Below are 22,456 nucleotides of genomic sequence, written 5' to 3' on the forward strand. Positions count from 1 at the left end.
GTGTGCGGGAACACAAAATGTGTGCGGTGGCGGGCCTTCGACGCAACGCTTCGCCCCATACTTCGGTCCGGTGTCCTTGTAGTACTGCGGTCCAATGTGCATGTGGACCTTGGGTTCCTACCGTCGGGGCATGCGTGTACGAGCCTTCGCTCTCCCGATCTGCGCAGTGGCGATGCTGCTGTCCGCCTGTGCGACAAGTTCGGTCGAGTCGTCCTCCGTTCCTGCCAGCGCTGCCGCCAGGGCCGACAAGGTGCGTGGCGATCTCGAGGCGGCGACCCGTTCCGGCGCGGTCGGTGCTCTCGCCACGCTGACCGAAAACGGCGTCGACACCGTGGTGTCCGCTGGTCGCGCCGATCTCGCCGCGGGGACCCCGATCAGCACCGATCGTCCCGAGCACGTCAGGGTCGGCAGCATCACCAAGACATTCACCGCCGCGATCGTGCTGCAACTGGTGGCCGAACATCGGATCGACCTCGATCGCTCGATCGATACCTATCTGCCCGGCCTGCTCGTCGGCGACGGTGTCGACGGGCGCGCCATCACCGTTCGCCAGCTGCTGGGGCATCGCAGTGGGCTGCCTCAACCGGCGGAATCCCCGGAGACCAACGGGCACCAGGCGGCATTGGCTGGCCGCACCTTCACCCCCGCGCAGGAGATCGCCCTCGTCTTGCGGCATCCCGCGCAGTTCGCTCCCGGAGCCCGATTCGAGTACACCAACACCAATTACCTTGTCGCGGGCATGATGATCGAGGCGGTGACCGGGCATCGCTATGCCGATGAACTGCGCGAGCGCATCCTCACGCCCCTGGGTTTGGCGAACACCTATCTGCCTGCCACCGGCGAGACAGGCCTGCGCGATCCGCATCTGACCGGCTACGGCATCGTCGGCGGCGCGGTGACCGACGTGACGCGACTGGAGCCGTCGATCCCGTGGACATCGGGCGCGCTGGTCAGCACTGGCGCCGACTTGAACCGCTTCTATACCGCGTTGGTGGCAGGGCGGGTGGTTCCGCAGGCGCAACTGCGGGACATGTTCGACGGGGTCGACATGGGCAACGGTGACGGCATGTCCTACGGGCTCGGCGTCGGGTACGCCGAACTACCTTGTGGCACAAAGTTTGTCGGGCACCTGGGCGGCGTCGATGGCTTCTCCACCGTGTCCGGTGCGACCACGGCCGGGCGCGCCGTCACCTTCTCCTACACCGGCACACCGACCGAGGGTGACGTCCGCGGTTCGCTGACCCTGTCACTGTGTGGGTGAGCGGCGCAGCGCGGTAGAGTCGGCTGACGTGGCGTCGGGTGTGGTGCTGGTGACCGGTTCTTCCGGCATAGTGGGGTCTGCGGTCGCCGACGAAATGCACACGGCCGGTTGGGAAATACGCGGTTGGGATGTGCGACCCGGCCGGTGGACGACCCACTGCGGCGATCTGCGCGATGCGACGCTGCGCGCCCGTGCGGTGGCGGGCGCTGAGGTCATCGTGCACGCGGCGGCACTGCATGCACCGCATGTAGGTCTGGTTCACGATGGCGAGTTTCGGGCGGTCAATGTCGATGCCACCGCCGCCCTGCTCCGCCAGGCTGCCGAAGGTGATGTGCGGCGAGTGGTGTACACCAGCAGCACCTCGGTGTACGGGCATGCGCTGGTGCCAGACAGCCGAGCGGTGTGGGTCGAGGAGTCCCTGCGGGCGCAGCCGCGGGATATTTACGACGAGACCAAGCTCGGCGCAGAGACTCTCGTCGGGCAGCGGCACCGATTCACGACGATCGTGTTGCGCATCGCCCGCTGCTTTCCCGAGGAGCCCGCGGTCCAGGCTGCGCACCGGCTGTATCGCGGGGTCGACGTCCGCGACGTGGCTCGTGCGCACCGCCTGGCCATAGCACGCCCCGAGGTGCGCGGCATCTTCAATGTCGCGGGCCCAATGCTGTTCCGTCCCAACGATACACGGCAACTGTTAGCGGATGCGGCGACCGTGTTAGGCGACCGCGCTCCAGGGATTGTGGCCTTGTTCCGGCAACGAGGTTGGCCGCTACCGAGGTCGATCGACCGTGTCTACGATTCCGGCAAAGCGCAGCGTGAGCTGGGTTACCGGCCGATCTACGATGTCACGACACTCGCCGAATCGAGCTGACGGCACGGCGCTCGGGTGCGGGCGGGTCGATTCGGGTACGACCAGCAGGCCGAGACCCGCGAGGGCGAGGAGCAACGCCAAAGGCTGTAGCCCGGCCAGTAGGGCCAGCGCCGCCAGGAATAGTGCTCGGCGGCCGAAGACTCGGAGTAGGCGGGCGACGTCGGCAGATGCTTCATCGATGTCGGGGGTTCTGGTGCCGGGCTGGCTTGTTGTCGTGAGCAGTACACCAGGGCTTGTGGCTGGCGGTGTCACCACAGCACCTCCCTATCGTGGTTCTTCTTGATTTCTGGTGCGAATCAGCACGTTAGATACCAAGAGTCGTCGAATCGGCAGGTTCGCACAATGCGCGATCCACGCACGCAGCCTAAGGCGACAACATAGGCTCGACAGGTGCAATACGACTTGGTCGACCTGCGTTTGTTCCTCGACATCGTCACGGAGGGTTCCATCACGGCGGGCGCACAGCGGATGCATCTGAGCCTGCCGTCGGCCAGCGCGAGGGTGCGTGCACTGGAGAATCAGGCGGGCATCCCGCTGTTGATCCGTGGTCGGCGTGGCGTACGGCCGACTCCCGCCGGTTCTACCCTGGCCAGGCACGCGCGCGAAGTGTTGCGGCAAACGGCCCGATTGGACGGTGCGCTGGCCGGATACACGCGCTCGCCCGAGGTTTCGCTGACCTTGCTCGGCGGTGGCGGGGCCATGCATCGGATCATTCCGCAAGCGCTGATCTCGTTTCTGCGCGTGCAGCCCGGTGTCGATGTTGTTGTCGCCGAACGTCGTACGCCCCAGATGGTGCGGATGCTGACCGACGGTGACGCCGACCTCGGGGTGGTGATCGACAACGAGGCAGGCGATTGCGGGTTGGAGGTCGAACCGCTGTGCGACGGCTCTCTTGTGGTGATCGGTCAGACGGGCGGGATCCTCGCCGGGCGAACCACTGTGACGTACCGGGAAGTCGCCGAGCATCCGCTGGTCGGCCTGGACACCGGCTCGTCGCTGCAGCAGTGGATCGAGCGGAATGTCGGCGCCGACGGTGGTCCGCTCGCGCGCCATCGCACCCGCGTCGCGCACCTCAGCACGGTGATCACCCTGGTCGCCGCGGGTGTCGGCTTGGCCATCGTGCCGCGCAACGCGGTCGTCGCCGACCAATCGGTGCAGGTGTGCGAGCTTTCCGACGCGTGGTCGCGTCGCCACCACCTCTTGGCGTGGGGCACCAAGGCCAAAGCCTCGTCGACTGCGCTCGCGGCCCTCGCTCAGCACATCCGTCTCGCCGCCGCAGACTGAATCATGGAGTCGGGGCGGGTGCCGGCGAGCGGATGTTGTTACCTTCGCGGGCCAGCGCTCGTCATAGGTGCGACGACGAAAGCGGAACGGTCGTCGCACCTGTCAACGAACTGGAGAACGAGATGCTGACCACCATCATGTACGTGACGGTTTACGTCACCGACCAAGACCGCGCGCTCGCGTTCTACACCGGCGGACTCGGCCTGGAGACGCGGATCGACGTCGCGGGGCCCGACGGACGGTTCCTCACCGTCGGCGTGCCCGATAGCCCGGTGCAGATCCTCCTGTGGTCGCACGCGGCCGCCGCAGGCCAGCCGGTCGGTGTGGGTGAGCAGATCGCACCCGGCCCGGTCATCCTCGAATCCGATGATCTGAGAAAGGATTTCGACATCATGCGGCAGCGCGGCGTCACCTTCGGTCAGTCCGAACCCGAGGAGTACCCGTTCGGACTCCGCGTCGAAGCGACGGATCCGGATGGCAACCAGATCTCGCTCCGTGAGCGGCGCACACCGTGACCGCCCACTCGACCGAGGCGTTCGAAGCCCAGCGTGCGCGGTTGCACGCCGTCGCGTACCGCGTGCTCGGCTCGCACGCCGACGCCGAGGACGTGGTCCAGGAAGCCTGGCTGCGCCTGGCCCGCCAGGACCCGGCGACCATCGCCAACCTGTCTGGCTGGTTGACCACCGTGGTCGGCCGAATCAGCCTGGACCTGTTGCGTTCCCGGCAGACCCACCCGGAAACCTCATATGGGCACGAGCCTTCGGACTTCGTGGTGACGCCGGACGACGAACCCGCCCCGGACGGGCAAGTGGCGCTTGCCGATTCGGTCGGCTTCGCGCTGCTCGTCGTGCTCGATTCGCTCACTCCGAGCGAGCGTCTCGCGTTCGTCCTGCACGACATGTTCGCGGTCCCGTTCCACGAGATCGGTCAGATACTCGGCAAATCCGTCGACGCCACCAAGATGATCGCCAGCCGCGCCCGCCGCAAGGTCCACACCGTGGACCGACCGGCGGACGGCGGTCGCGAAAGTCGAGCGGTCGCTACGGCATTTCGCGCCGCCGCGCTCGGCGGCGACTTCGAAGCGCTGCTGCGGGTGCTCGACCCGAACGTGAAGTTGACCGTCGACACCCCCGACGGCGCCGTGGTCGTGCTCGGTGCCACCGAGGTCGCCTCCCGCGCCCGCATGTTCGCCGGCGAGGTCGTTCGTCAGCGACCCGTGCTGGTCAACGGCAACCCCGGCTACATGTCGTGGCTCCTCGACGGAACGCCCTTCTCCGTCATTGCCTTCGCGGTCACCGACGGCCGGATCACTGCCATTCACATCGTCGCCGACCCGGCCAGACTCGCCGCGATCGAAATGCCGCGGCCCTAGCAGCACCCGACCACGCGCCGTGCCGTTCGAAGATCAGCAACTAGCGTGCACGGTGTGATCGGAAGCAAACGGGCTCGCCTAGGGATCGTCGTCGGCGTGGTCGGGTTGACGTTGGCGACGTACCTGGTGGTGCAGTCGGAGCTCTCGCACAGCCGACCGAGCTGTACCGGTCAGCCGATCGACGGCGGCGATCCGCAGGCCGCGAGCGGGACCCGAGGGGAGAATCCGCAGGTTCGGTTGTGGTCGCGCACGGTCACGTTGGTCATGGCCGACTGCGGGGCGTCCGCAGGCATCGAGAACGGGCAGCATGGCGACGCGGTGTGGCTCGATCGTGCCCGCGACACCCGCGATGTACCGGACGGAATGCTCGGCGCCGCAACCGTTTCGGTGGCAGCCACGGCGCAGCGCACCGGGTTCTTCCGGTACTCCGGCAGTCTGCTGCGGGCCTGCGGAAAGGTCGGCGACCGGGCGGAGATCCGGTGCACTCGGTGGACCGCCGCGACGGACCCGCCACCGGACCGGCGGCAGCGGGCCCTCGAACGGTTGCTGGAGTCCTACAACCACGAGGAGGGACTCTGGCGGGGCGATCGCAGCACATGGCAGAGCGCCAACGCGCTGACCGCCGTGCTCGACTACATCCGGCGCACCGACGATGACCAGTATCTGAGCTACGTCGAGGAGACCTACCGGCACGGTGATGTCGCCCGATCAGGGGTGCCACGCAAGACCAGGAACAGCGACGACGAACTGTGGTGGGCGTTGGCGTGGATCGCCGCCTACGACCGCACCGGGGAGACCCGCTATTTGACGGCCGCGCGGACCATCGTGGACGGACTCGAGGACGCGAAGGCATCGTTCTGCGATGGCGGGCTGGTGTGGGGGAGTACGGGCGCGGATCAGTTCCAGGTGAACACGATCACCAACGCGCTGTACTTGACCGCGACCGCATCGCTGAGCACCCGGACGGAAGGGGCTGACCGGTCGATGTATCTTGCTCGCGCACAGTCGACTTGGGCCTGGTTCACCGAGAAGGCGGGTCGTGCGCTGTTCGACCGTTCCGGTCTGATCAACGACCACCTCGACAAGTTCGGCGACAACACGTGCGTTCTGGTCGAGGAGAACATCCGCTGGACCTACGACCAAGGCGCGGTGATCCGCGGCGCGGTCGCGCTGTATCGAGCCACTGGACGACGCGAATTACTCACCGCGGCAGACGCGATCGCTACGGCAACGACCAGGGACGGTTCGCCCTTCATCCGAGACGGTGTGCTGGACGAATACGCGGCCGCCGGCACCTGTCCCGGCCCGGACTGCGGTGACGCGTACACCTTCAAGGGAGTTTTCGTCCGCGACTATCGCGAGCTCGTCGACACCGGAAAGTCCACCGCCACCAAGGAATTCCTTGTTCGCCAGGCCAACTCGTTGACCGGCGACGCCGATCGGTACGGCTTCCGCTGGCAAGGTCCGCTGCGCCCCGACGACCACCCCAACTTCGCCACCCAAGCGGCAGCATTGGACGCCCTCAACGCCGGTTGACCACCGCTGTCACCGTGCCGCCGATCCGCCCGGTGCTCGGGCCGAGCAATATGCGTGCCTGCCAAATGAATTCGTCATATCGGTTACGTTTGTAGCCGCGCCCGTTTGGATAATTGCCCAATATCGGCTTGTGTCTCTTAGTGATTCGCCGAAAGTGGCCGGATCTATGAATGCAGGCACGCGAGAATGGTGTGTTATTCATGGCTGCGTTGTAGGCTGCGTCCAACACAAGGAGTCGCCGGGGCGACCAACCGGCGTCGGGAGGGGGCGCGGTCGTGTATACAAATCTGTCAGTGCCGCAGGCGGTTTGGGACGCCGAGGTTGTCTGTATCCGGATTTCCGGGTAGGTCGAGATGGTGGTCATCGATCCCAGCGGCCGCGGTCCGACCATGCGGCAGCTGCTGTTCGCCGGTGCGTCTGCTCTGGTGGTGTTCGCGTTGGTGCTGGCGTTCTTGGTGGCGCGCTACACCGGTTATTTCGTGGACAAGGTGAATGTTGTTGCGAACCTGACCACCACCGGTGACGGACTGCCCGCGCAGGCCGACGTGAAATTTCGTGGTGTGCTCGTCGGTGCGGTGTCCGGCGTCGAGGTCGCGGCCAAGGGCGAGCTGCAGAAGGTGCAGATCGAGCTGAAACCGGAATTCGCCGAGGATGTGCCGTCCACTGTCACTGCCAGAGTGGTGCCGAGCAATCTCTTCGCAGTGACCGCGGTCGAGTTGGTCTTCAACGGTCCGGCCGATCAATCTCTGCGTGAGGGTGCGGTGATCGAGGAGGATCGCAGCGCGGGCACCATCGCACTGCAGGACACTCTCACGACCGTGCGCAACATCCTCGATCGGATCGATCCGGTGCAGTTCGGTCGGGTGCTCGGCACTTTGTCGCAGGCGCTGGATGGCAGTGGCCGGATGCCTGGCTCTTCGGTGGAGCGGTTCGACCGCTGGTTGCTGTCGGTCGATGAGTCGATCCCGAATCTCGGTGTGCTGCTTGGCGATTTCTCCAGTTCGGTGCATGCGCTGAACCAGTCCGCGCCTGAGCTGCTCGACGTGCTCGGCACCTCGGTGAACACCGCGCGCACCATCGCCGATCGGCGCAGCGAGCTGGTCTCGCTGATCACCGGCACCGGCAACACGGTCGACACCGTCAATAATCTGTTCGCCCGCAACGGTGATATCGGCAAGCAGGTGACCGCGGGCACGAGCGACATGTTCGGTGCGGTGGCGGCAGACCCGAGCTTGATCACTCGGACGCTCCTCGATTTGGGTGAGCTGACCCGCAGGTGGAACACCGTCTTCGTCTGGGGGCCGCAGGGTCAGATGGTGTGGAACCTGGGCTTCGTACTCCCGCTGACCCCGTATGAGCCGTATACGGTGGCCGACTGCCCGCGCTACGGCGAGCTGGCCGGTCCGAGCTGCTTCACCGCGCCCGCGGTGAATCCGTTGCCGCCGTTGCCGGAGAACCTGCGGCCGCGTGCGCTGGAGTCGGCGAAGGGTTTGCCGCCGGTGGTGCCGATGCCGGGTCTGCCGGTGATCCCCGGTGTCACCACGCCGGACACCCGGCCCGCGGAGACCGGGATGCCCAGTACCTCGCGGCCGTTCGCGGGCACTCCGCTCGAGGGTCTGTTCCCGATGATCCCCGGCTTCGGTCCGCCGCCTGCGCCGGCACCCGCACCCGAGCCGGGTCCCGCGCCGGTGGCTCCTGCCTCGGCACGCACACCCACCGCGAGTGCGATCTCCTACCAGGGTGATGCCGCGATCACCGCGCTGCTCGGCCGCACGCCGACCACCGCCGAATATCTGCTGCTGAGCTCGATCTTGAAGGGCGGGACCATCCATGTGGCCGACAAGGAGATGCCCCGCTGAGAGGCCAGATCACCAGCGAGGGGTCGCCAAAAGTGCGACCGTTCGTCTATGACACACGTCTCTGTGTCGATGTACAAGGTGTAATAGCTTGGCCGCATTACCGATAGTCCCTCCATGAAACGAGTACTCGCATGTGTAGGTGCTGTTGCGGCCGCTCTGCTGGTCGTAGCTCCGATCGCGTCCGCCGACCCTGACGCCGACGCCAGGCTGGCCAACCGCCACGACTGGTCGAGGGAGTTCGCTTCACAGAACAATCTGATCCTCTCGTCGCGGATCTTGATCAGCCCGTATGGCACGACCCGCCCGCTCATGTGCAGCGGCGGCGACGGGCACTACTCCCTGTTCCCGTACGACTGCACGCAGAACGACGACAACGGTGTCGCGCACCCGGTGGACCGGGTCGTCCCCCTCGGGGGCGGCGGCATCTGGGTCTACCGCTGACCCCTTGACGACGCGAAGGTTCCGCCTGTTCACACAGGCGGAACCTTCTTGTCCAGCTACGACTTACGTCGCGTGCATCAATTGGCGGTCGGAGTGTTCTGCGCTTGCTTGTACGGTGCTCCGGCGGCCAGGGCGGCGGTGCTGAACGACTTCTTCATCTGGGGCCAGAAGGTGTCGTTCACGCACGAGTAGCGAGGCATGAAGCCGGTGCAGCTCCCTCCGCTGTTCGGTCCGATTTCGATGGTGAAGGACGCCAGTCCCAGGCCGCCATGGGCCTGATCATCGGTCGTTCCCGAGGTCGAGTATCCGACGGTCTCCTGGTCGGTGCCGACGACGAATCCGCTCGGCACGACCTTCTTGATCAGTGCCCGCAACTGTTCCCTGTTCTTCGGGGTCGCAGCGCCCGGAATGATCCCGTAGTTGCCGTAGGCATGCAGATCGATGACTACGCCCTTCGCGGTATCCGGGACGTCACGGCTGCCCGCGGGCCGCTGATTGGTGAACAGGCTCGCGTACAGCTTCTGGATCGCCTGGGTTTCCGGTTCGGAGCCGCCACGCGGACCTTGGAAGGTCTGCGAGCATGGGTTTCTCGAGTCGGCACCCCAGCGGGTCGGGAAGTTGCGGTTCAGGTCGACGCCAGGACCGTTGCCCGACCCGTCGACGACGGAGCAAGACTGCGGCGTTTGGCTGTTGTCGACGTTCTTGCGTTGCATCTTGGGCCGGTTACCGCCGCTCGCGGTCACATCCACACCGTCCGGGTTGGTCACCGGAACGACCCAGACCTCGGTGGTGTCCAGGATCTTGGTCACCGCCGGATCGGTGCCGTAGCCGGTGGCGAGGTAGTCGATCCACTTCCATGCCAGTTCACCGGTCGCCAGCTCGCGGGCGTGGATCTGCGCGGTGAGCAGGAAGCGCGGCTTGGCCGAGTTGGGTGCCAGTGCGCAACCATCCGGCTTGGCCGTGGTTTTCGCGGCGACCTTCTCCTGGTCGGTGGTGGCCTTCGCCGCACCGGTCAGGCAGATGACGTTCATGGTGTGGCCGCCGGTGCCGTTTTGGGCCTTCCAGGATTTGCCGATGTCGTACGACTGGGCGATTCCCGGATTCTTCGTCGCGACGTCCTTGGCATGCTTGAGCAGGTCCGCCGCAGTGTGGTAACCACCGTAGTAGGTGGCGTCAGGGGCTTTTCGTTCCTGCGGCAGCGACTGGTATACCGGCCCCTTCTTCGTCGGATTCAGTCCCTTGTCCCGCAGCGCCTGCGCGCCTGCCTCGTCGACCGCGATCGTCACCTTGCCTTGGCCCGCGGGAACCGTTTCGATTCCGGCCTTTTCGAGGATTTCGACCTGTGTCTTCGACGGCACCGGAACGTCCCAGTAGTAGGGCGTGTCATCGGCGGCATTGGCCAGCAATGGATTGAAGAAAAGTGTGGAGAAGCCACCGACGACCACCACGGAAGTAGTTGCGATGATATTGCGTAATTTGCTCATAGTCTTCCCTTTTCGCACGCCACTGTCGGACACCGCATTGCGCGGCGTTGCCTCGAGTGCAGTGAAAGTTGTTCGGTGAGGAGCGGACTATCCCGCCGTGCCCCTTGGCAGGGTGGTGGCGGCGGCGTACTTCTGGATCGAGTTGGCAATCGCGTTGGTGTTCACGGTCAGCGCCGTGTCACTGATGTTGGTGGTCGTGTCGCACGACCGGTGGTAGCAGGGGTCGTACGCGCGTCCCGCCGTACCGCCGAAAAGCTGCGCTTCTTGGCGGGTCTTGATGCCTTCCGCGCCGGTGAACAGCCCGCCCGCGGGGATTCCGACGCGGATGAACGGCCCGTAGTCCGAGCGACCGTCGAACGGTGTGGTGTTGTGCGGGAGACCCTTCGAGTCGAAGTAGTCGGCGAAGTCCTTCTCGATTTGGGCGGAGCCTGCCGGTCCGCCCGCGCTGCCGTCGTAGATCTTGTACGCGAAGTTCGTCGAGCCGATCATGTCGAAGTTGAGGTACAACGCGATCTTGGCGCGGTTGGCCTGGGACAGGTTGTTGACGTAGTACTTGGAGCCGACCAGGCCGAGTTCCTCGGCGCCCCACCAAGCGAACCGGAGCTTGTTCTTCGGCGTGACCGCGGCCATCTGCAGCGCGACCTCGAGCAATCCCGCACTGCCGGAACCGTTGTCGTTGATGCCTGCGCCTGCTCGCACGGAATCGAGGTGCGCCCCTGCCATCACGACCTTGTCCGCATTGCCCTGCTTGGACTCTGCGATCACGTTATGTGTTGTGGCAGGCAGACTTTCGGTGTCGGTCTTCAGCCGCACGACGGAGTCCTTCGTGCCAGCGAGGTTCTTGCCGACGGCGAAGCTGGAGCCGACCACCGGGATGGTGATGCCGGTCTGGTCGAGCGGCTCGGTGAAGGTGTCGGTCCGGCCCTGCTGGCCCTCGTTGAAGATGATCACGCCGGAAGCACCTGCGGCCTGGGCATTTCGGGCCTTGTCGGCGAAGGTGCAGGTGCCGCGCTGAATCAGGGCGATGTTGCCGCGCTTGAAACCGGAGAAGTCCGCGGCCTCACAACCGGAGGTCGAGGAGTTCGGCTCCGACCCGACAGGCAGCTTCAGATCGACGTTCTGGACCGTCGCCTTGGCCTCGCCGGACCCCGAATAGGTCGAGGTGGCGAAGTCGCCGACCTCGCTGAAGCTCGGCGGGGTCGCCTTGTAGGTCGTGGCGCCTGCGGAGACCTTCTCCATGACCGCCGTCGTCTTCTCACGGAAGGCCTGGAAGGAGAACGCCTGCAACGTCACCGTATAGCCTGCGCCGCGCAGCTTTTCGGCCACATAGTCGCGGGAGGCGTCGTAGCCCGCGGTGCCAGCGGCGCGGGTCCGGCCGTTGGCGTTGGCGATGGACTGGAATTTGTTCAGGTGCTCCTTGACGGCAGGCGCCTTGATCTCGGCCACCTGCGCCCCGGGTGGCGCGCCGGGGTCGGCGTATACCGCTCCCGCCACGGCGAGCGAGAGCGCAATGGGTACCGCAGCGACCGCGCCGATAACGCGAACAGTTCTGTTGCTGAGGAAGATTGAGGGCATGTCGGCTCCTCCGGAGGATGGATCAAATCCCGATTCTCGGAGGGTATGCCGGTGCGGAACATTGGTAAAACCCCAGTTGAACACTGGTGAACACGGAGGAGCCGCCGAACACGGTCAGTAGACGCGAGCCGCGTTCGAATCGTCTTCGGTGGCTTCGGCGATCGCGATGGTGTTGCCGCCCATGTGTTTTGCGCGATACATCGCGATGTCCGAATGGCGAAGGGCGTGTTGCTCGGCGGCGGGGTGCCGTGTACGTGACGTCGCCATGGTCACCAGGCCGACGCTTGCGGTGATGGTGACGGGCAGGTCCGGCATCGACTCGATGGCGTTGCGCAGTTGTTCGGCGACCGCACGGGGGTCGGCATCGCCGAGATAGCCGACGACGACGAACTCTTCACCGCCGGTGCGGGCGACAATGGCGTCGGCGGCGACCGTCGTGCGGAGCCGGTCGGCGGTGTGCCGCAGGACCTCGTCGCCGAACAGATGGCCGAAGGTGTCGTTGACGAGCTTGAAGCGGTCCAGGTCCAAACTCGCGACGTACACCGTGTCGCGTTGGTCGGGGCCGAGATAGCGCCACAGGTGGTAGTCGAGTCCGCGCCGGTTCAGCAGCATGGTGAGCGGATCTTCGATGGCGTTCAAACGCCATACCCAGCGGCAGAATTGGGCCGTCGGCAATCCGACGACGTTGAGCGACACGGCAATCAGGATGATGGCGATGCCGAGACGGAGGTCGCCCGAGGCGGAGCCGACCTGCGCGGGTCCGTCGCGCATGAGCAGGACGACCAGCGCGATGACAGACAGCAGTGACCAGGCGACATGGGCGGCGAGCAGGCGTTGTCCGTGGAACGCTCCCACGTACATGCCGGGGACGGTCATCAGGGTTGCTACCAATGCGCCGTAGAGACGATTTTCCGCGGCCAACGCGCCGAAGGTGATGGCGATGTCCGCGCCTGCGCACCAGAGCAGCGATTCGACTCGGCCCGGCCACGGCAGTGCCCACCAGCGCAGCGCCCAGGTCGCGGTCATGATCACGATCAGCCAGCAACCCGCCTCGAAGAAGGCGTTGCGCGGCCCGATGTTCGACATCATCGAAAGCGCGGTGACCAGGCACATGACCGCGCCACCCGCACCGAGCATGATCTTCACCCAGCCCAGCGCGCCGTGATAGCCGAGGACGCTGACCAGCCAGCGGTAATCGACCCGGTCACGCCACCAAGCCAGAATCAACGATCTGCCTTCGGTCATTCGAGCCACCACCTTCGCCGACATCGGACCTCGGGAAAGAGACCCATGTCATAGGTAGCTGAAATGTAACTTATATCCGGACCAAAGTTCTGTTACCTGGGTCACACGGCGCTGGCCAGCGAGTTCCGGGCCTGGCGGTCGCCCGCTGACCGACGCGGGGCGCTGCCGGTGGTGGTGACCGCCGGATGGTCGGGATCGACCCCGGGGGATATGATCGCCGTGATGATGACTCATTCTGATCAAAGATTGGGGGTCCCATTCGTGCCAGGTGAGTGCTGATGCGCTCTCCGTTCACGAATGCGGATGACTCCCGTATTCCCTTCTGGCTGCGCGTGCGTGAGTTCGCCGTGCCGCCTGCCATGATCGAGACCGCGACCGCCCGGCGTCGCATCGGAGACTGGGCGGGGGCATGTGCCGCAGCAGGTTTCGATGTCGATATCGACTTGCGATCGCTGGCTCACAATTACGGCCAGGAGCTCGCGGCGCGAGTGCGAGCTGATCTGCGCCAGCTGGCCCCAGATTTGTTGCGGTGGCATCTGCCGAGGGTTGCCCCGGACGGATTGCTGCGACCGGGGCTGACTATCGCGCTGGCTCGATATGATCCCGGGGATCCCCGAAGTCCTTGTCCCGGAGCAGGTTCGGTGTATCTGGTGGTCCGGACCGCGCCGGCGTGGGCCGAGGCAGGTCAGCGGATCAGCATTGCGGTCTGGGACGGATCCCGTTCCGAGACCGGCTTGCATCCGCATCCGCGTCCCAACCGGCGTTTCCGGCTCGATCTGCATCGGCATCTGTGGGATGCGCGCCGGGTGGACGAGCTGCGGATACGTTCGGGGGCTGAGCAATTCGCCGACACCGGCATCGCCGACCCCCGGCTGGCGGAACTGGTGCCTGCTGGTTGTGCTGTCGACCGATGGGCGGCCGAAGCGGCGATTCTGCTGCGCGCCGAGGGCAGGCAGGCCGGTGGTTGTCTGGTGCGGTTCGGGGCAAAGCGACGGGTCGTGGTGCAAGTCGCTGCGGGCGGTAGCGATCCGCCCGCGCTGCGTCTTGCTGAGGGATACCCGCGAGGCGGGATGACCGCGCTGCCCGTCCTGCCCGACGCGGCGACCTGGGTGCTGCCCGACCTGGAACTGGTCCGTGCCGGTGCGATCGCCGTCGATCAGCTGCATCCGCTGGTTGCCTCGGCGCTCGGATCTGGTTGGCCGCGAACCGATTCCGGCAACGAAGCGGACCTGGCAGGTCATCCGCACGTGGTCGAATGCCGGGGCGAGCGGCACCGAATCGGGCTGGTCGATGGTGTGCTGGTCGCACTCGATCATGACCAGGCCGAGATTCGGCGTGAGGAGCTGCTCGTCGCCTTGACCGGCACCCCGCTGCCGTGCCTGCAGGCCATCGACCAGGCGCATCGGCATCCGGACTGTCTCGTCGGGGTTCGCGAACGCCTGGACCATGGCGACACCGCCGGGGCGTTGGCCATTGTCGAGGGGCTACTCGGTGCAGGCGCATCGCTGCGTGCAGGCCCGCTGCGGGACGAGCTGGAGTCGGCTGCGCGGCAGCGGATCACGTACGGACTGTTCCGGGCCGGGCTCGGTGTCGGATCTGCCGACATTCGGCCCGGTCGCACGCGTCCCCGTGCTGAGCGGGGACATCCGCGCAGCGCGACCTCGCGCTGACCCGGAGGCGCAACCTGCATCGAGCCCAAGTGGACTCGGCGCCGACCGGTCCGCCGCCGCACGCGTAGCCGACAAGGCGATGCACCCTGACATGCCCCAATCCTTCTCAACCCAAAGGTGATTCACATATGACCGGGTACCGACCCCACACTGCCCAGCTCGACGTCGCAGGCGAACTGCTGACCTTGCTCGGCGACGTCACCACCGAACCGCGCCGTGACACGCAACTCGAAGCCCTCACACTGGCGGTGGCCGCCGATCTGCCCGTCCTGCTGTGGGGCGAGCCGGGCATCGGCAAGACCGCGGCCCTGACCCAACTCGCCGAGTCGCTGAACCTGCCGCTGACCACGGTGATCGCGAGTGTCCATGAGCCGTCGGACTTTTCAGGCCTGCCCATCATCGGCGACGACCCCGCCGTGCACGGTGTTCCGATGGCTCCGCCGGATTGGGCCGTCCGACTCGTTCGGGCGGGGCGTGGTCTGCTGTTCCTCGACGAGCTGTCGACGGCGCCGCCCGCCGTACAAGCCGCACTGCTACGCCTGGTCCTGGAGCGGCGCATCGGCGCACTCCAACTGTCGCCCGGCGTCCGCATCGTCGCCGCCGCCAACCCGCGCTCCTCGGCGGCCGACGGGTGGGAACTGAGCCCGCCGTTGGCCAATCGGTTCGTGCACCTGCAGTGGACCCACGACCACGACGTGGTCGTCCGCGGTCTCGGCGGCACATGGCCGCGGGCGACGCTGCCCCGGCTCGCGCCCGAAAAGCTGGAAGAGGCAGTGACTTTCGCTCGTCGCGTGGTGTGCGGGCTGCTGGCGGCCCGTCCGAAACTCGTGCATCAACTACCGAGCAGTGAAACACGTCGGGGCGGTGCCTGGCCCTCGCCGCGAAGCTGGGAGATGACCGTGCGACTGATCGCCTTCGCCACTGCGGCAGGTTCTGCCAAAGATGTGTTGTCCCTGCTGGTTCGGGGGACCGTTGGCGATGGTCCCGGCTTCGAGCTGCTGACCAGCATCGACCGGATGGATCTCCCCGACCCGGAGGTGCTGCTCGCCGATCCGGCCGCCGCCGAGCTGCCCGAGCGCGGGGACCTACGCCAAGCGGTGCTCGACGCGGTAGTAGCGGCGGTGCGGAAACGTCCGGCGAAGTCCCGCTGGGACGCGGCGTGGGCGCTGCTCGTCAAGGCCGTGGAAACCGGTGCGCCGGACCTGGTGGTCGTGCCGGCGACGACTCTTGCCGCACTGCGCCAAGACGATTGGGACGTGCCCGCGTCGATCGAACAACTCGCCGGAGTGGTCTCGGTATCCCAGGGCGCGGATCGCGCCGCGGCCCGAGTCGCCGTCAAGGCGAGCCGATGACGTCGAAAACGTCGAAGCTCGACTCCGAGAAACTCTTCGCCGCCCGCCTGCACGCCGTTCGGGCTCGCCCTTACCTGGCGACCGCCCTGTACGCGCTGCACATCGTCGAGTCGCACGGAGTGCTGACGATGGCCGTCGACCGGTTGTGGCGGTGCTATGTTTCGCCGGCGTTCGTCGGCCACACGCCGGTGGAGGAACTGGCCTCGATCCTGGTGCACGAGGTGTCCCATCTGCTGCGCGACCATCACGGGCGCAGTGACCGATACGCCCGCGAGCACGATCTGAGCGGGCCGGGGGAACGACTGCGGATGAACATCGCCGCGGACGCCGAGATCAACGACGACGCGTTCGGTGACGGGCTGATTCAGCCCGAGAGTGCGGTGCTCCCCTCGACTTTGGGGCTGTCGTCAGGCCTGCTGATGGAGGACTACCTCGGCCAGTTCCGGCTGGGGCCGCACAATCCGGACCTGGCCTGGCTCGACTGCGGTAGTGGCGCAGACGGATTGGACCGCGGGTGGGAACTGGGCCCGGACGGCGCGGACGGTCTGACCGAACAGCAACGCGACGCAGTCCGATTCCGGGTGGCGCGGGGCATCATCGGCAGGCCAGGGCAGACCCCCGAGGGCTGGCGGCGCTGGGCGGAGGAGGCCATGCACCCGACGCAACCATGGCGGCAACTACTGGGGGCGGCCATTCGCTCGGCGGCCTCCGCACCCGGTGCCGGCGAGGACTACACCTGTGGCAGGCCGGCCAGGCGCTCGGCCGGCCTGCCCGGCGTCGTGCTGCCGAGTCTGCGGCGCACGCCGCCCCGGGTCAGCGTGGTCATCGACACCTCGGCGTCGGTCAGTGATGCCGAATTGGGTAGTGCGGTGCTGGAAGTGGCTGCGATCGCTCGGGCCGTCGGCGGTCGCCGCGACCTGGTCTCGGTGCTGTCGTGCGACGCGGCGGCGCGGATCGTCCAGCCGCTGTGCCGGGGCGAGGGCATATCGCTGGTCGGCGGTGGCGGTACGGATCTGCGGACCGGTTTCGCCACGGCGATTCGCGCCCGACCCCGCCCGGATGTGGTCGTCGTGCTGACCGACGGGCAGACGCCATGGCCGGCCGGTCGCCCGGAGTGCCGGACGGTGGTCGGGTTGTTCCGGCGGGAAATCTCCTGGAGTGAGAACCATCCCGACTACGTTCCGGACAGGCCGCCGAGCTGGGCGCGGGTGGTCGATATCGGGTGACGGATCTGGATGATCAGGGCAGGACGACGCACGTGGGGCCGACGTTCACGCCGGTTCCGACGGTGTAGGGAACGTCGTGGGTGTAGGGGTCGAACTTCTCTTCGCCCAGGTACTCGATCGCCCAGATCTTGTGCGGCCCCTTCTGGTTCGGGACCCACGTGGTGCGCGCCGTTCCAGTGGCATCCGCGGTCGCGTAGGCCGGCTGGAATGTCTTGTTGGCGACGTCGGCGTTGAACTCGTCGAGAAAGACCACCGCCCGACCCGGTTCCGTCTTCGCGACGACCGAGTAGGAGCACCCGGTGCCGAGTGCGTCCCCCGAGCTACCGGAGCTCTGCCCGCTCTCGACCCGGATGCTGGTGACAGTGGCCCCCGCCTGCGGTGCGGCGAGCGCGATCGCCGTGGCGACGGCGCCGAGCGTCGCTACGGCAGTGGCTGTGCGTTTCGCTGTGAGCACGATGAACTACCTTTTCCAGCAACGAATTTCCCCAGATGGCGGTCGCAGCGAACTTTCGCACGGGCAGTGCCGCGCGAGCAATACCCCGCTTCTGGGGTCCGGAACTCAGCCGGCGCGAAGGGCGTCGAGGATCGCAGGGCGCGCGGTGGCCAGGGCTTGCTGCCAGTAGGGCCAGGTGTGCGTGCCTTGGACGAAATCGATGCGGGCGGGGATGTCGAAGGCCGCGAGGCGGTCTCGGAGCATCTGGTTGGCGACGGTGGTCATCGCTTCGAGGCCCATCGCATTGATCGTGTTGCCGACGCCCTGCGGCACATCGAGGGGGCCGGGCACGCCGTTGCCTGTCCAGATGTACATCGGCAGGCCGCGGAGCAGTTCGGCTTGGACAGTGGCGTCGTTGCGACGCCAGGCCGGTGCGCCTGCCGGTCCCCACATGTCGTCGACGTTGAACCTGCCTTCGTCCCACATCGCGGCCCGCATCGCTTCGTTCCACATCGGGAACGTCGGATGCACGAATCCCGAGAAGGATCCGGCGAACTTGAACTGATCGCGGTGGTGCGCGGCCAGCGTCAGCGCGGCGTTGCCGCCCATGGAGGCGCCGACGATGGCGTTGTTGGTCCGCGAAACGCCATAGCCGGCCAGGTAGGCGGGCAGCTCCTTGGTGAGGAAGGTTTCCCACTTGTAGGTCGACACTTGACCATTGGTGCTGCTCGGTCGATACCAGTCGGTGTAGAAGCTCGAATGGCCACCGACCGGGAACACCAAAGTGACGTTGTCGCCTGCGAACTGGCGCAGCGCGTCGGTGTCGGTCGTCCACTGACTGTGGTCGGAAGGCGCGCGGAGACCATCGAGGAAGTAGAGCGCGGCGCTGCCGCCGCGGGCCGCCCACTGCACCTGAACCTTGACGTGCCCCATGCTCGACGGCACCGACAGCACCGCGGAACCGCCTGCCGGCGCACGTAACACCGGCGCCTGCATCGGCGCGGAATTGGCCGCCGCCGTGCCGATCCACCACACCACGACAGCTGTGACGACGATGATGCCGAAGCTCTTCAACCAACCGCGGCCCAACAACTTGCTCTCAGAACGCGTCGCGCCCATCCCGCATACCTCTACCCTCGTCCCCGGCAACGTGCCGAGGAGAAACGAATCCGACTGTCACGCAAGCAATATTCTGCCCGCGCACGCGCACGGTCCCCAGCATAGGGAGGTGGCAACGACGGCCGCCGTCGGGCCCGGCCCCCGATCTTGATTCCGGCTGCGCGGCGCCTGCCGTACTGGTACACATGTCCCGTAACGGCAGATACGGTGTCGGGAGTGCGCGGTGGTCTCACCGTGGGGCAACAGAGGTGGGGCATGGACAAGGCCAGTGTGGTCGCGGCAGTACTCGGATACCCGAACGCGGCGGTGATGAATGCGCAGGAAGGGCCTGCGCGGGCGTATCGGTTGGCGTACGTGCTGGATATCCCGGTGCACGGGGCCGAAGGGTTGCTGGTCCTCGATCGGGTGCTCGGCCTGTTCCTCGCCGAGGACGACGTGCCGGCGAGCGACGATGTGCAGGGGCTCAACGACCAAACGCATCGGATCGCGGCAAGCGGGGTTCCGGTCGACGAGAAGTACTGCCGCGTTGTCGCCGAGGCGTTCGGGTACGGTGCCGAGACCGACCTCGGAGAGGCTGTCTACCAGGTGAATTCGCGGGCGGCGCGGTTCCTGTCGAAGTCGGTCATCGTCGCACGCGGCGATACCGACCGGCTCTTCGAGGAGCCGGTCGACGAGTCGGGCTCCCTGATCGACCAGGTCGATATGCAGCGGCTGGTCGCCATCGAGGTCGCCAAGGGCATCCCGATCGAGGCGGTGCTGGCCACCATCAACGACATGCACCACTACGACTTCACCTTCCCCGACGACACCTACATCGACGGAGTCACCCAGACCTGCGCGGGATTGCGGGAACAAGGCCACGTCCTCGTCGCGGTGGGCATGGCCGATCTCGCCGACGATCCCTCCGGCGCAGGCCTGAACGTGTCGTGGTCGGTCCCGGACGGCGGGCGCGGGATGGAGGTTCGATTCCGGGTTCGCGGCGACGCGCGCGCAGGTCGTGCCGCACAGGAGTTACGCGACGGTTGGCGTCCGGCGCCGACGCCGACCGCCGGAACCCGAGTCCATGTCGACTCACACCTGTTCGTGCTGCGCGGGCACGCCAACCTCCGCGGCGGTTGCACCGTGCTGCGTGGTGCCTACACCCACCTGGCCTTCGGTGACGCGGTTCTGCTCGACGTCGCCGAGCACCCCGGCTACTTCCACAACTGGAACGTCCTGGCAGCCGAACAAGACCGCCTAGCACAGCAATTCGGCATCCAACCGGCACATGCCGACCCAGAAGACGCCAGGGCCGTTCGCTGAGATTCCCGCCGGTAGCGGCTGATTCGCTGCGCGGTGCTACGAATTCACTCCCGGACCGGTGATGCGTTCCGCGGCAAGACGGCGCAGCGTTACGCGGTCCGGTTTGTCGCTGCCGATGATCGGCATCGCCGACAGGATCAGCACCACTTCCGGAGCGTAGGCAGGTCCCATCTCAGCGCGGACCCACGCTGCCACCTCATCCTCCGACAGGGACTGACCGGGCTTGGGAATCACTGCGGCGCAGATCTTCTCGTCGCGATCCGTACCGGTCGTGACGCCGAATACGACGGCCTGCTGCACGGCGCGGTGGCGGTGCAGCACCTTTTCGATCTGCGCGGGGTAAATCGTCTCTCCGACACCGACAATCGTGTCTTTTGTGCGGCCGACGACACTGAGGTAGCCGTCAGTGTCGAGGAAGCCGAGGTCGCCGGTGCAGAACCAGTCATCCCGCACGGCTGCGGCGGTCAGGTCGGGGCGTTTGTAGTAGCCGGACATCAATCCTGGTCCGCGGACCCAGATTTCGCCGGTTTCTCCCGTCGGCAATGACTCGTGGTCGACACTGCGGACACTCACTTGCACTCCTGGCACCGGCTGGCCGACAGTCGTCAGCAGCTCTGGCCGCTGATGGTCGGCAAGGCTGAGCAGAGTGATCTGGCCGATTTCGTTGGTACCGTAGCCGGTCATGATGATGGGTCCGAACCTGTTGAGCGCCTGACTGATGCGCTCCGGAGCGGAGGGGCCGCCGGTGACCATGAGCAAACGCAGGCTCGTGGTGTCGGTGGATTCGAGTGCGGGGTGGTCGAGCAACCGATGCAGCATCGACGGCTGCATCCAGAGGAATTGGATCCGTTCGTGTTCGATCGAGTCCAGGACATGGGTGGGGTCGAACGTGTTTTCTTGATGCAGTACCACCCGGCCGCCCGCCGCGAGCACGACCTCAGCCAGTGTTCCGCCGAGGTGCCCGATCGGCGTGCACATCAGCTGCGTCATCGCGAAGCGTTGGAGTGTCGCCGGAGAGTATGTGCTTGTGCGGGCGAAGGTGCGCGGAATTCCCTTGGGCACTCCGGTCGTTCCGCCGGTGAGCGTGATCGATGACAGATCCTCAGGACGCGCCTCGATGGTGATCGGTTCGGCGGATTCGGCAGTGGCCGCAGCCGCGAGGTCGACCGCGTCGGAGTGCTTGCCCATGGCGAGAACGCGGGTGCCCGGCACCTGCTCGAGTGCCGCCAGCACTCGATCGTCGTCACGACCGGGAGTGAGTACGACCGCGCTGGGTTCGACATACCGCAGCATCTCCACCAGCAATGCCGGCCCGAGCTCGTCGTACAGCACCCACGTAGTGCAGCCGAGCGCATTGGCCGCGAACTTCAAAGCGAAGGTATCCGGATCCGCTCCGGTCGCGAGCGCAAGCACATCCCCCCGCCGCAATCCTTGCGCGGCAAGCACACGCGCCATCCTGTTGACCCGCTCGAGCAGTTCCCCATACGTCCACTCGCCACCCGCATGCGTGATCGCCACCTGCGACGAGTGCCGCGCGCACGCCGCAAGAATGTACCCGATGTTCGTGTCTGCATCGGAAGTGGTTGTCATCGAACGCCTTTCGATGGACCCGTCCGTCGGCGCAGACCGCACCGACGCACACAAGTGTGCCGCCTTCGACGATAGAACGCGGCGGTAGCTGATTCGTATCGGTACTTGGTTGATCAGTGCCTGGCCGAGTAACGCTGGGGCGGGAGGCCCACTCTCGGGTGGCCATTTCCGCACCCTGCGGCGGCTGAGCGCCGCCCCAGGGTGCCTATTGGATCGGTCGCGGTTGCTCGACCATTGGTATATCCAGGCGAAAGCGACCTTCCCGCAGAGAGACCCGTACTTGACACACTTCATCAGCCGCGCAGCAGCCGGATTGTTCTTCGGAACGCTGACCGTCGTCGGCAGCATTGCTGTTCCCGCCACAGCCAACGCCGAGCAGGCGGACGACGTCGTCACCATTCAGCAAGTTTCCAGCGGTCGCTACCTCGACGCGTGGAACGACGGCACACACGATTACAACGTCGTCACCCGGCCGAAGCAGGGTGACACGAGCCAGCAGTGGCGCATCGACTGGGATGACAGCGGCACCGGAACCGGCACAGTGCGGCAGGTGAGCAGCAACCGCTACCTGGACGCACACGAGATCGAGTCCCTCGACTATCGCGTGGTCACTCGACCCGGCCAGAACAATCCCACGCAGCTTTGGCGCATCCAGTCCATCGGCGGTGGGAAATACACGATCCAGCAGGCCTCCAGCAACCGCTACCTGGATGCCCACGAGATCGCCGACAAGGACTTCGGCGCGGTAACCCGCCCGGCACAGAACAACCCCACCCAGCAATTCGTGCTGGTAGTCGTCGGCCACTGATCCGATTCGTCGGAAAACAGCCGACAGGGCG

At 66.2% G+C, this 22,456-nt stretch carries 19 protein-coding genes; 13 read left to right on the forward strand and 6 right to left on the reverse strand.

All coding sequences use genetic code 11. The features are described 5' to 3' along the window. The first annotated feature begins 130 nt into the window (after positions 1-130). The 8 genes from NA11_RS09400 (at position 131) to NA11_RS09435 (ending at position 8,621) form a co-directional block, all read left to right on the forward strand. A complete protein-coding gene (locus tag NA11_RS09400; RefSeq protein ID WP_245745796.1) occupies positions 131-1,261 on the forward strand; it encodes a serine hydrolase domain-containing protein in 1,131 nt (376 codons plus the stop codon). Positions 1,262-1,289: 28 nt separating this feature from the next. After that, positions 1,290-2,129 carry an NAD-dependent epimerase/dehydratase family protein gene (locus tag NA11_RS09405; RefSeq protein WP_218023275.1) on the forward strand — a complete coding sequence of 280 codons (840 nt, stop codon included), beginning with the start codon at positions 1,290-1,292 and terminating at the stop codon, positions 2,127-2,129. A gap of 390 nt (positions 2,130-2,519) precedes the next feature. Beyond that, complete coding sequence (locus NA11_RS09410; RefSeq protein ID WP_069161428.1) at positions 2,520-3,413, forward strand: LysR family transcriptional regulator; 894 nt, start codon at positions 2,520-2,522, stop codon at positions 3,411-3,413. A 122-nt stretch (positions 3,414-3,535) separates the two neighbouring features. Continuing rightward, complete coding sequence (locus NA11_RS09415; protein WP_069161568.1) at positions 3,536-3,928, forward strand: VOC family protein; 393 nt, start codon at positions 3,536-3,538, stop codon at positions 3,926-3,928. After that, positions 3,925-4,785, forward strand: coding sequence for a sigma-70 family RNA polymerase sigma factor (locus tag NA11_RS09420; RefSeq protein ID WP_069161429.1), 861 nt, complete (start codon positions 3,925-3,927; stop codon positions 4,783-4,785). The genes NA11_RS09415 and NA11_RS09420 overlap by 4 nt, the downstream gene beginning before the upstream one ends. A 54-nt stretch (positions 4,786-4,839) precedes the next feature. Further along, positions 4,840-6,321, forward strand: a complete 1,482-nt coding sequence (locus NA11_RS09425; RefSeq protein ID WP_141717495.1) for a glycoside hydrolase family 76 protein — start codon at positions 4,840-4,842, stop codon at positions 6,319-6,321. A 353-nt stretch (positions 6,322-6,674) separates the two neighbouring features. Beyond that, entirely contained in the window at positions 6,675-8,180 is a 1,506-nt protein-coding gene (locus tag NA11_RS09430) for an MlaD family protein (RefSeq protein ID WP_245745797.1), read from the forward strand. A 114-nt stretch (positions 8,181-8,294) separates the two neighbouring features. Continuing rightward, positions 8,295-8,621, forward strand: coding sequence for a hypothetical protein (locus NA11_RS09435; RefSeq protein WP_069161431.1), 327 nt, complete (start codon positions 8,295-8,297; stop codon positions 8,619-8,621). 77 nt (positions 8,622-8,698) lie between these two features. On the opposite strand, the gene NA11_RS09440 is transcribed toward NA11_RS09435, so the two are convergent. From NA11_RS09440 to NA11_RS09450, 3 genes are all read right to left on the reverse strand, one after another. Next, on the reverse strand, positions 8,699-10,105 hold the full coding sequence (locus NA11_RS09440; protein WP_069161432.1) for a M14 family zinc carboxypeptidase: 1,407 nt from the start codon (positions 10,103-10,105) through the stop codon (positions 8,699-8,701). Between the two features lie 87 nt (positions 10,106-10,192). Next, the gene (locus tag NA11_RS09445) at positions 10,193-11,680 is read right to left on the reverse strand and encodes a M28 family metallopeptidase (protein WP_069161433.1); all 1,488 of its coding nucleotides are present in this window, start codon (positions 11,678-11,680) and stop codon (positions 10,193-10,195) included. 114 nt (positions 11,681-11,794) lie between these two features. After that, positions 11,795-12,925: a GGDEF domain-containing protein gene (locus NA11_RS09450; protein WP_069161434.1), complete on the reverse strand. Its 1,131-nt coding sequence runs from the start codon at positions 12,923-12,925 to the stop codon at positions 11,795-11,797. Positions 12,926-13,203: 278 nt separating this feature from the next. On the opposite strand from NA11_RS09450, the gene NA11_RS09455 reads away from it, so the two are divergent. The 3 genes from NA11_RS09455 (at position 13,204) to NA11_RS09465 (ending at position 17,173) form a co-directional block, all read left to right on the forward strand. Continuing rightward, positions 13,204-14,595 (forward strand): hypothetical protein, encoded by a 1,392-nt coding sequence (locus NA11_RS09455; RefSeq protein WP_069161570.1) that lies wholly within the window; start codon positions 13,204-13,206, stop codon positions 14,593-14,595. Between the two features lie 128 nt (positions 14,596-14,723). Then, on the forward strand, positions 14,724-15,947 hold the full coding sequence (locus NA11_RS09460; RefSeq protein ID WP_069161435.1) for an AAA family ATPase: 1,224 nt from the start codon (positions 14,724-14,726) through the stop codon (positions 15,945-15,947). After that, complete coding sequence (locus tag NA11_RS09465) at positions 15,944-17,173, forward strand: vWA domain-containing protein (protein ID WP_069161436.1); 1,230 nt, start codon at positions 15,944-15,946, stop codon at positions 17,171-17,173. The genes NA11_RS09460 and NA11_RS09465 overlap by 4 nt, the downstream gene beginning before the upstream one ends. 13 nt (positions 17,174-17,186) lie before the next feature. On the opposite strand, the gene NA11_RS09470 is transcribed toward NA11_RS09465, so the two are convergent. Beyond that, on the reverse strand, positions 17,187-17,627 hold the full coding sequence (locus NA11_RS09470; protein WP_069161437.1) for a hypothetical protein: 441 nt from the start codon (positions 17,625-17,627) through the stop codon (positions 17,187-17,189). Between the two features lie 105 nt (positions 17,628-17,732). Next, positions 17,733-18,725 carry an alpha/beta hydrolase gene (locus NA11_RS09475; RefSeq protein ID WP_084654411.1) on the reverse strand — a complete coding sequence of 331 codons (993 nt, stop codon included), beginning with the start codon at positions 18,723-18,725 and terminating at the stop codon, positions 17,733-17,735. Between the two features lie 255 nt (positions 18,726-18,980). Here NA11_RS09475 and NA11_RS09480 point away from each other — a divergent pair, with 255 nt between their 5' ends. Continuing rightward, a complete protein-coding gene (locus NA11_RS09480; RefSeq protein ID WP_069161438.1) occupies positions 18,981-20,027 on the forward strand; it encodes a hypothetical protein in 1,047 nt (348 codons plus the stop codon). 36 nt (positions 20,028-20,063) lie between these two features. Here NA11_RS09480 and NA11_RS09485 read toward each other — a convergent pair whose 3' ends face one another. Next, positions 20,064-21,617 carry an AMP-binding protein gene (locus NA11_RS09485; protein ID WP_069161439.1) on the reverse strand — a complete coding sequence of 518 codons (1,554 nt, stop codon included), beginning with the start codon at positions 21,615-21,617 and terminating at the stop codon, positions 20,064-20,066. A 280-nt stretch (positions 21,618-21,897) separates the two neighbouring features. Here NA11_RS09485 and NA11_RS09490 point away from each other — a divergent pair, with 280 nt between their 5' ends. Continuing rightward, a complete protein-coding gene (locus NA11_RS09490) occupies positions 21,898-22,425 on the forward strand; it encodes an RICIN domain-containing protein (RefSeq protein WP_167837608.1) in 528 nt (175 codons plus the stop codon). Positions 22,426-22,456: the final 31 nt, after the last annotated feature.

Origin of the sequence: Nocardia altamirensis NBRC 108246, assembly GCF_001612685.1 — a bacterium.
Taxonomy (GTDB): Bacteria; Actinomycetota; Actinomycetes; order Mycobacteriales; family Mycobacteriaceae; genus Nocardia; species Nocardia altamirensis.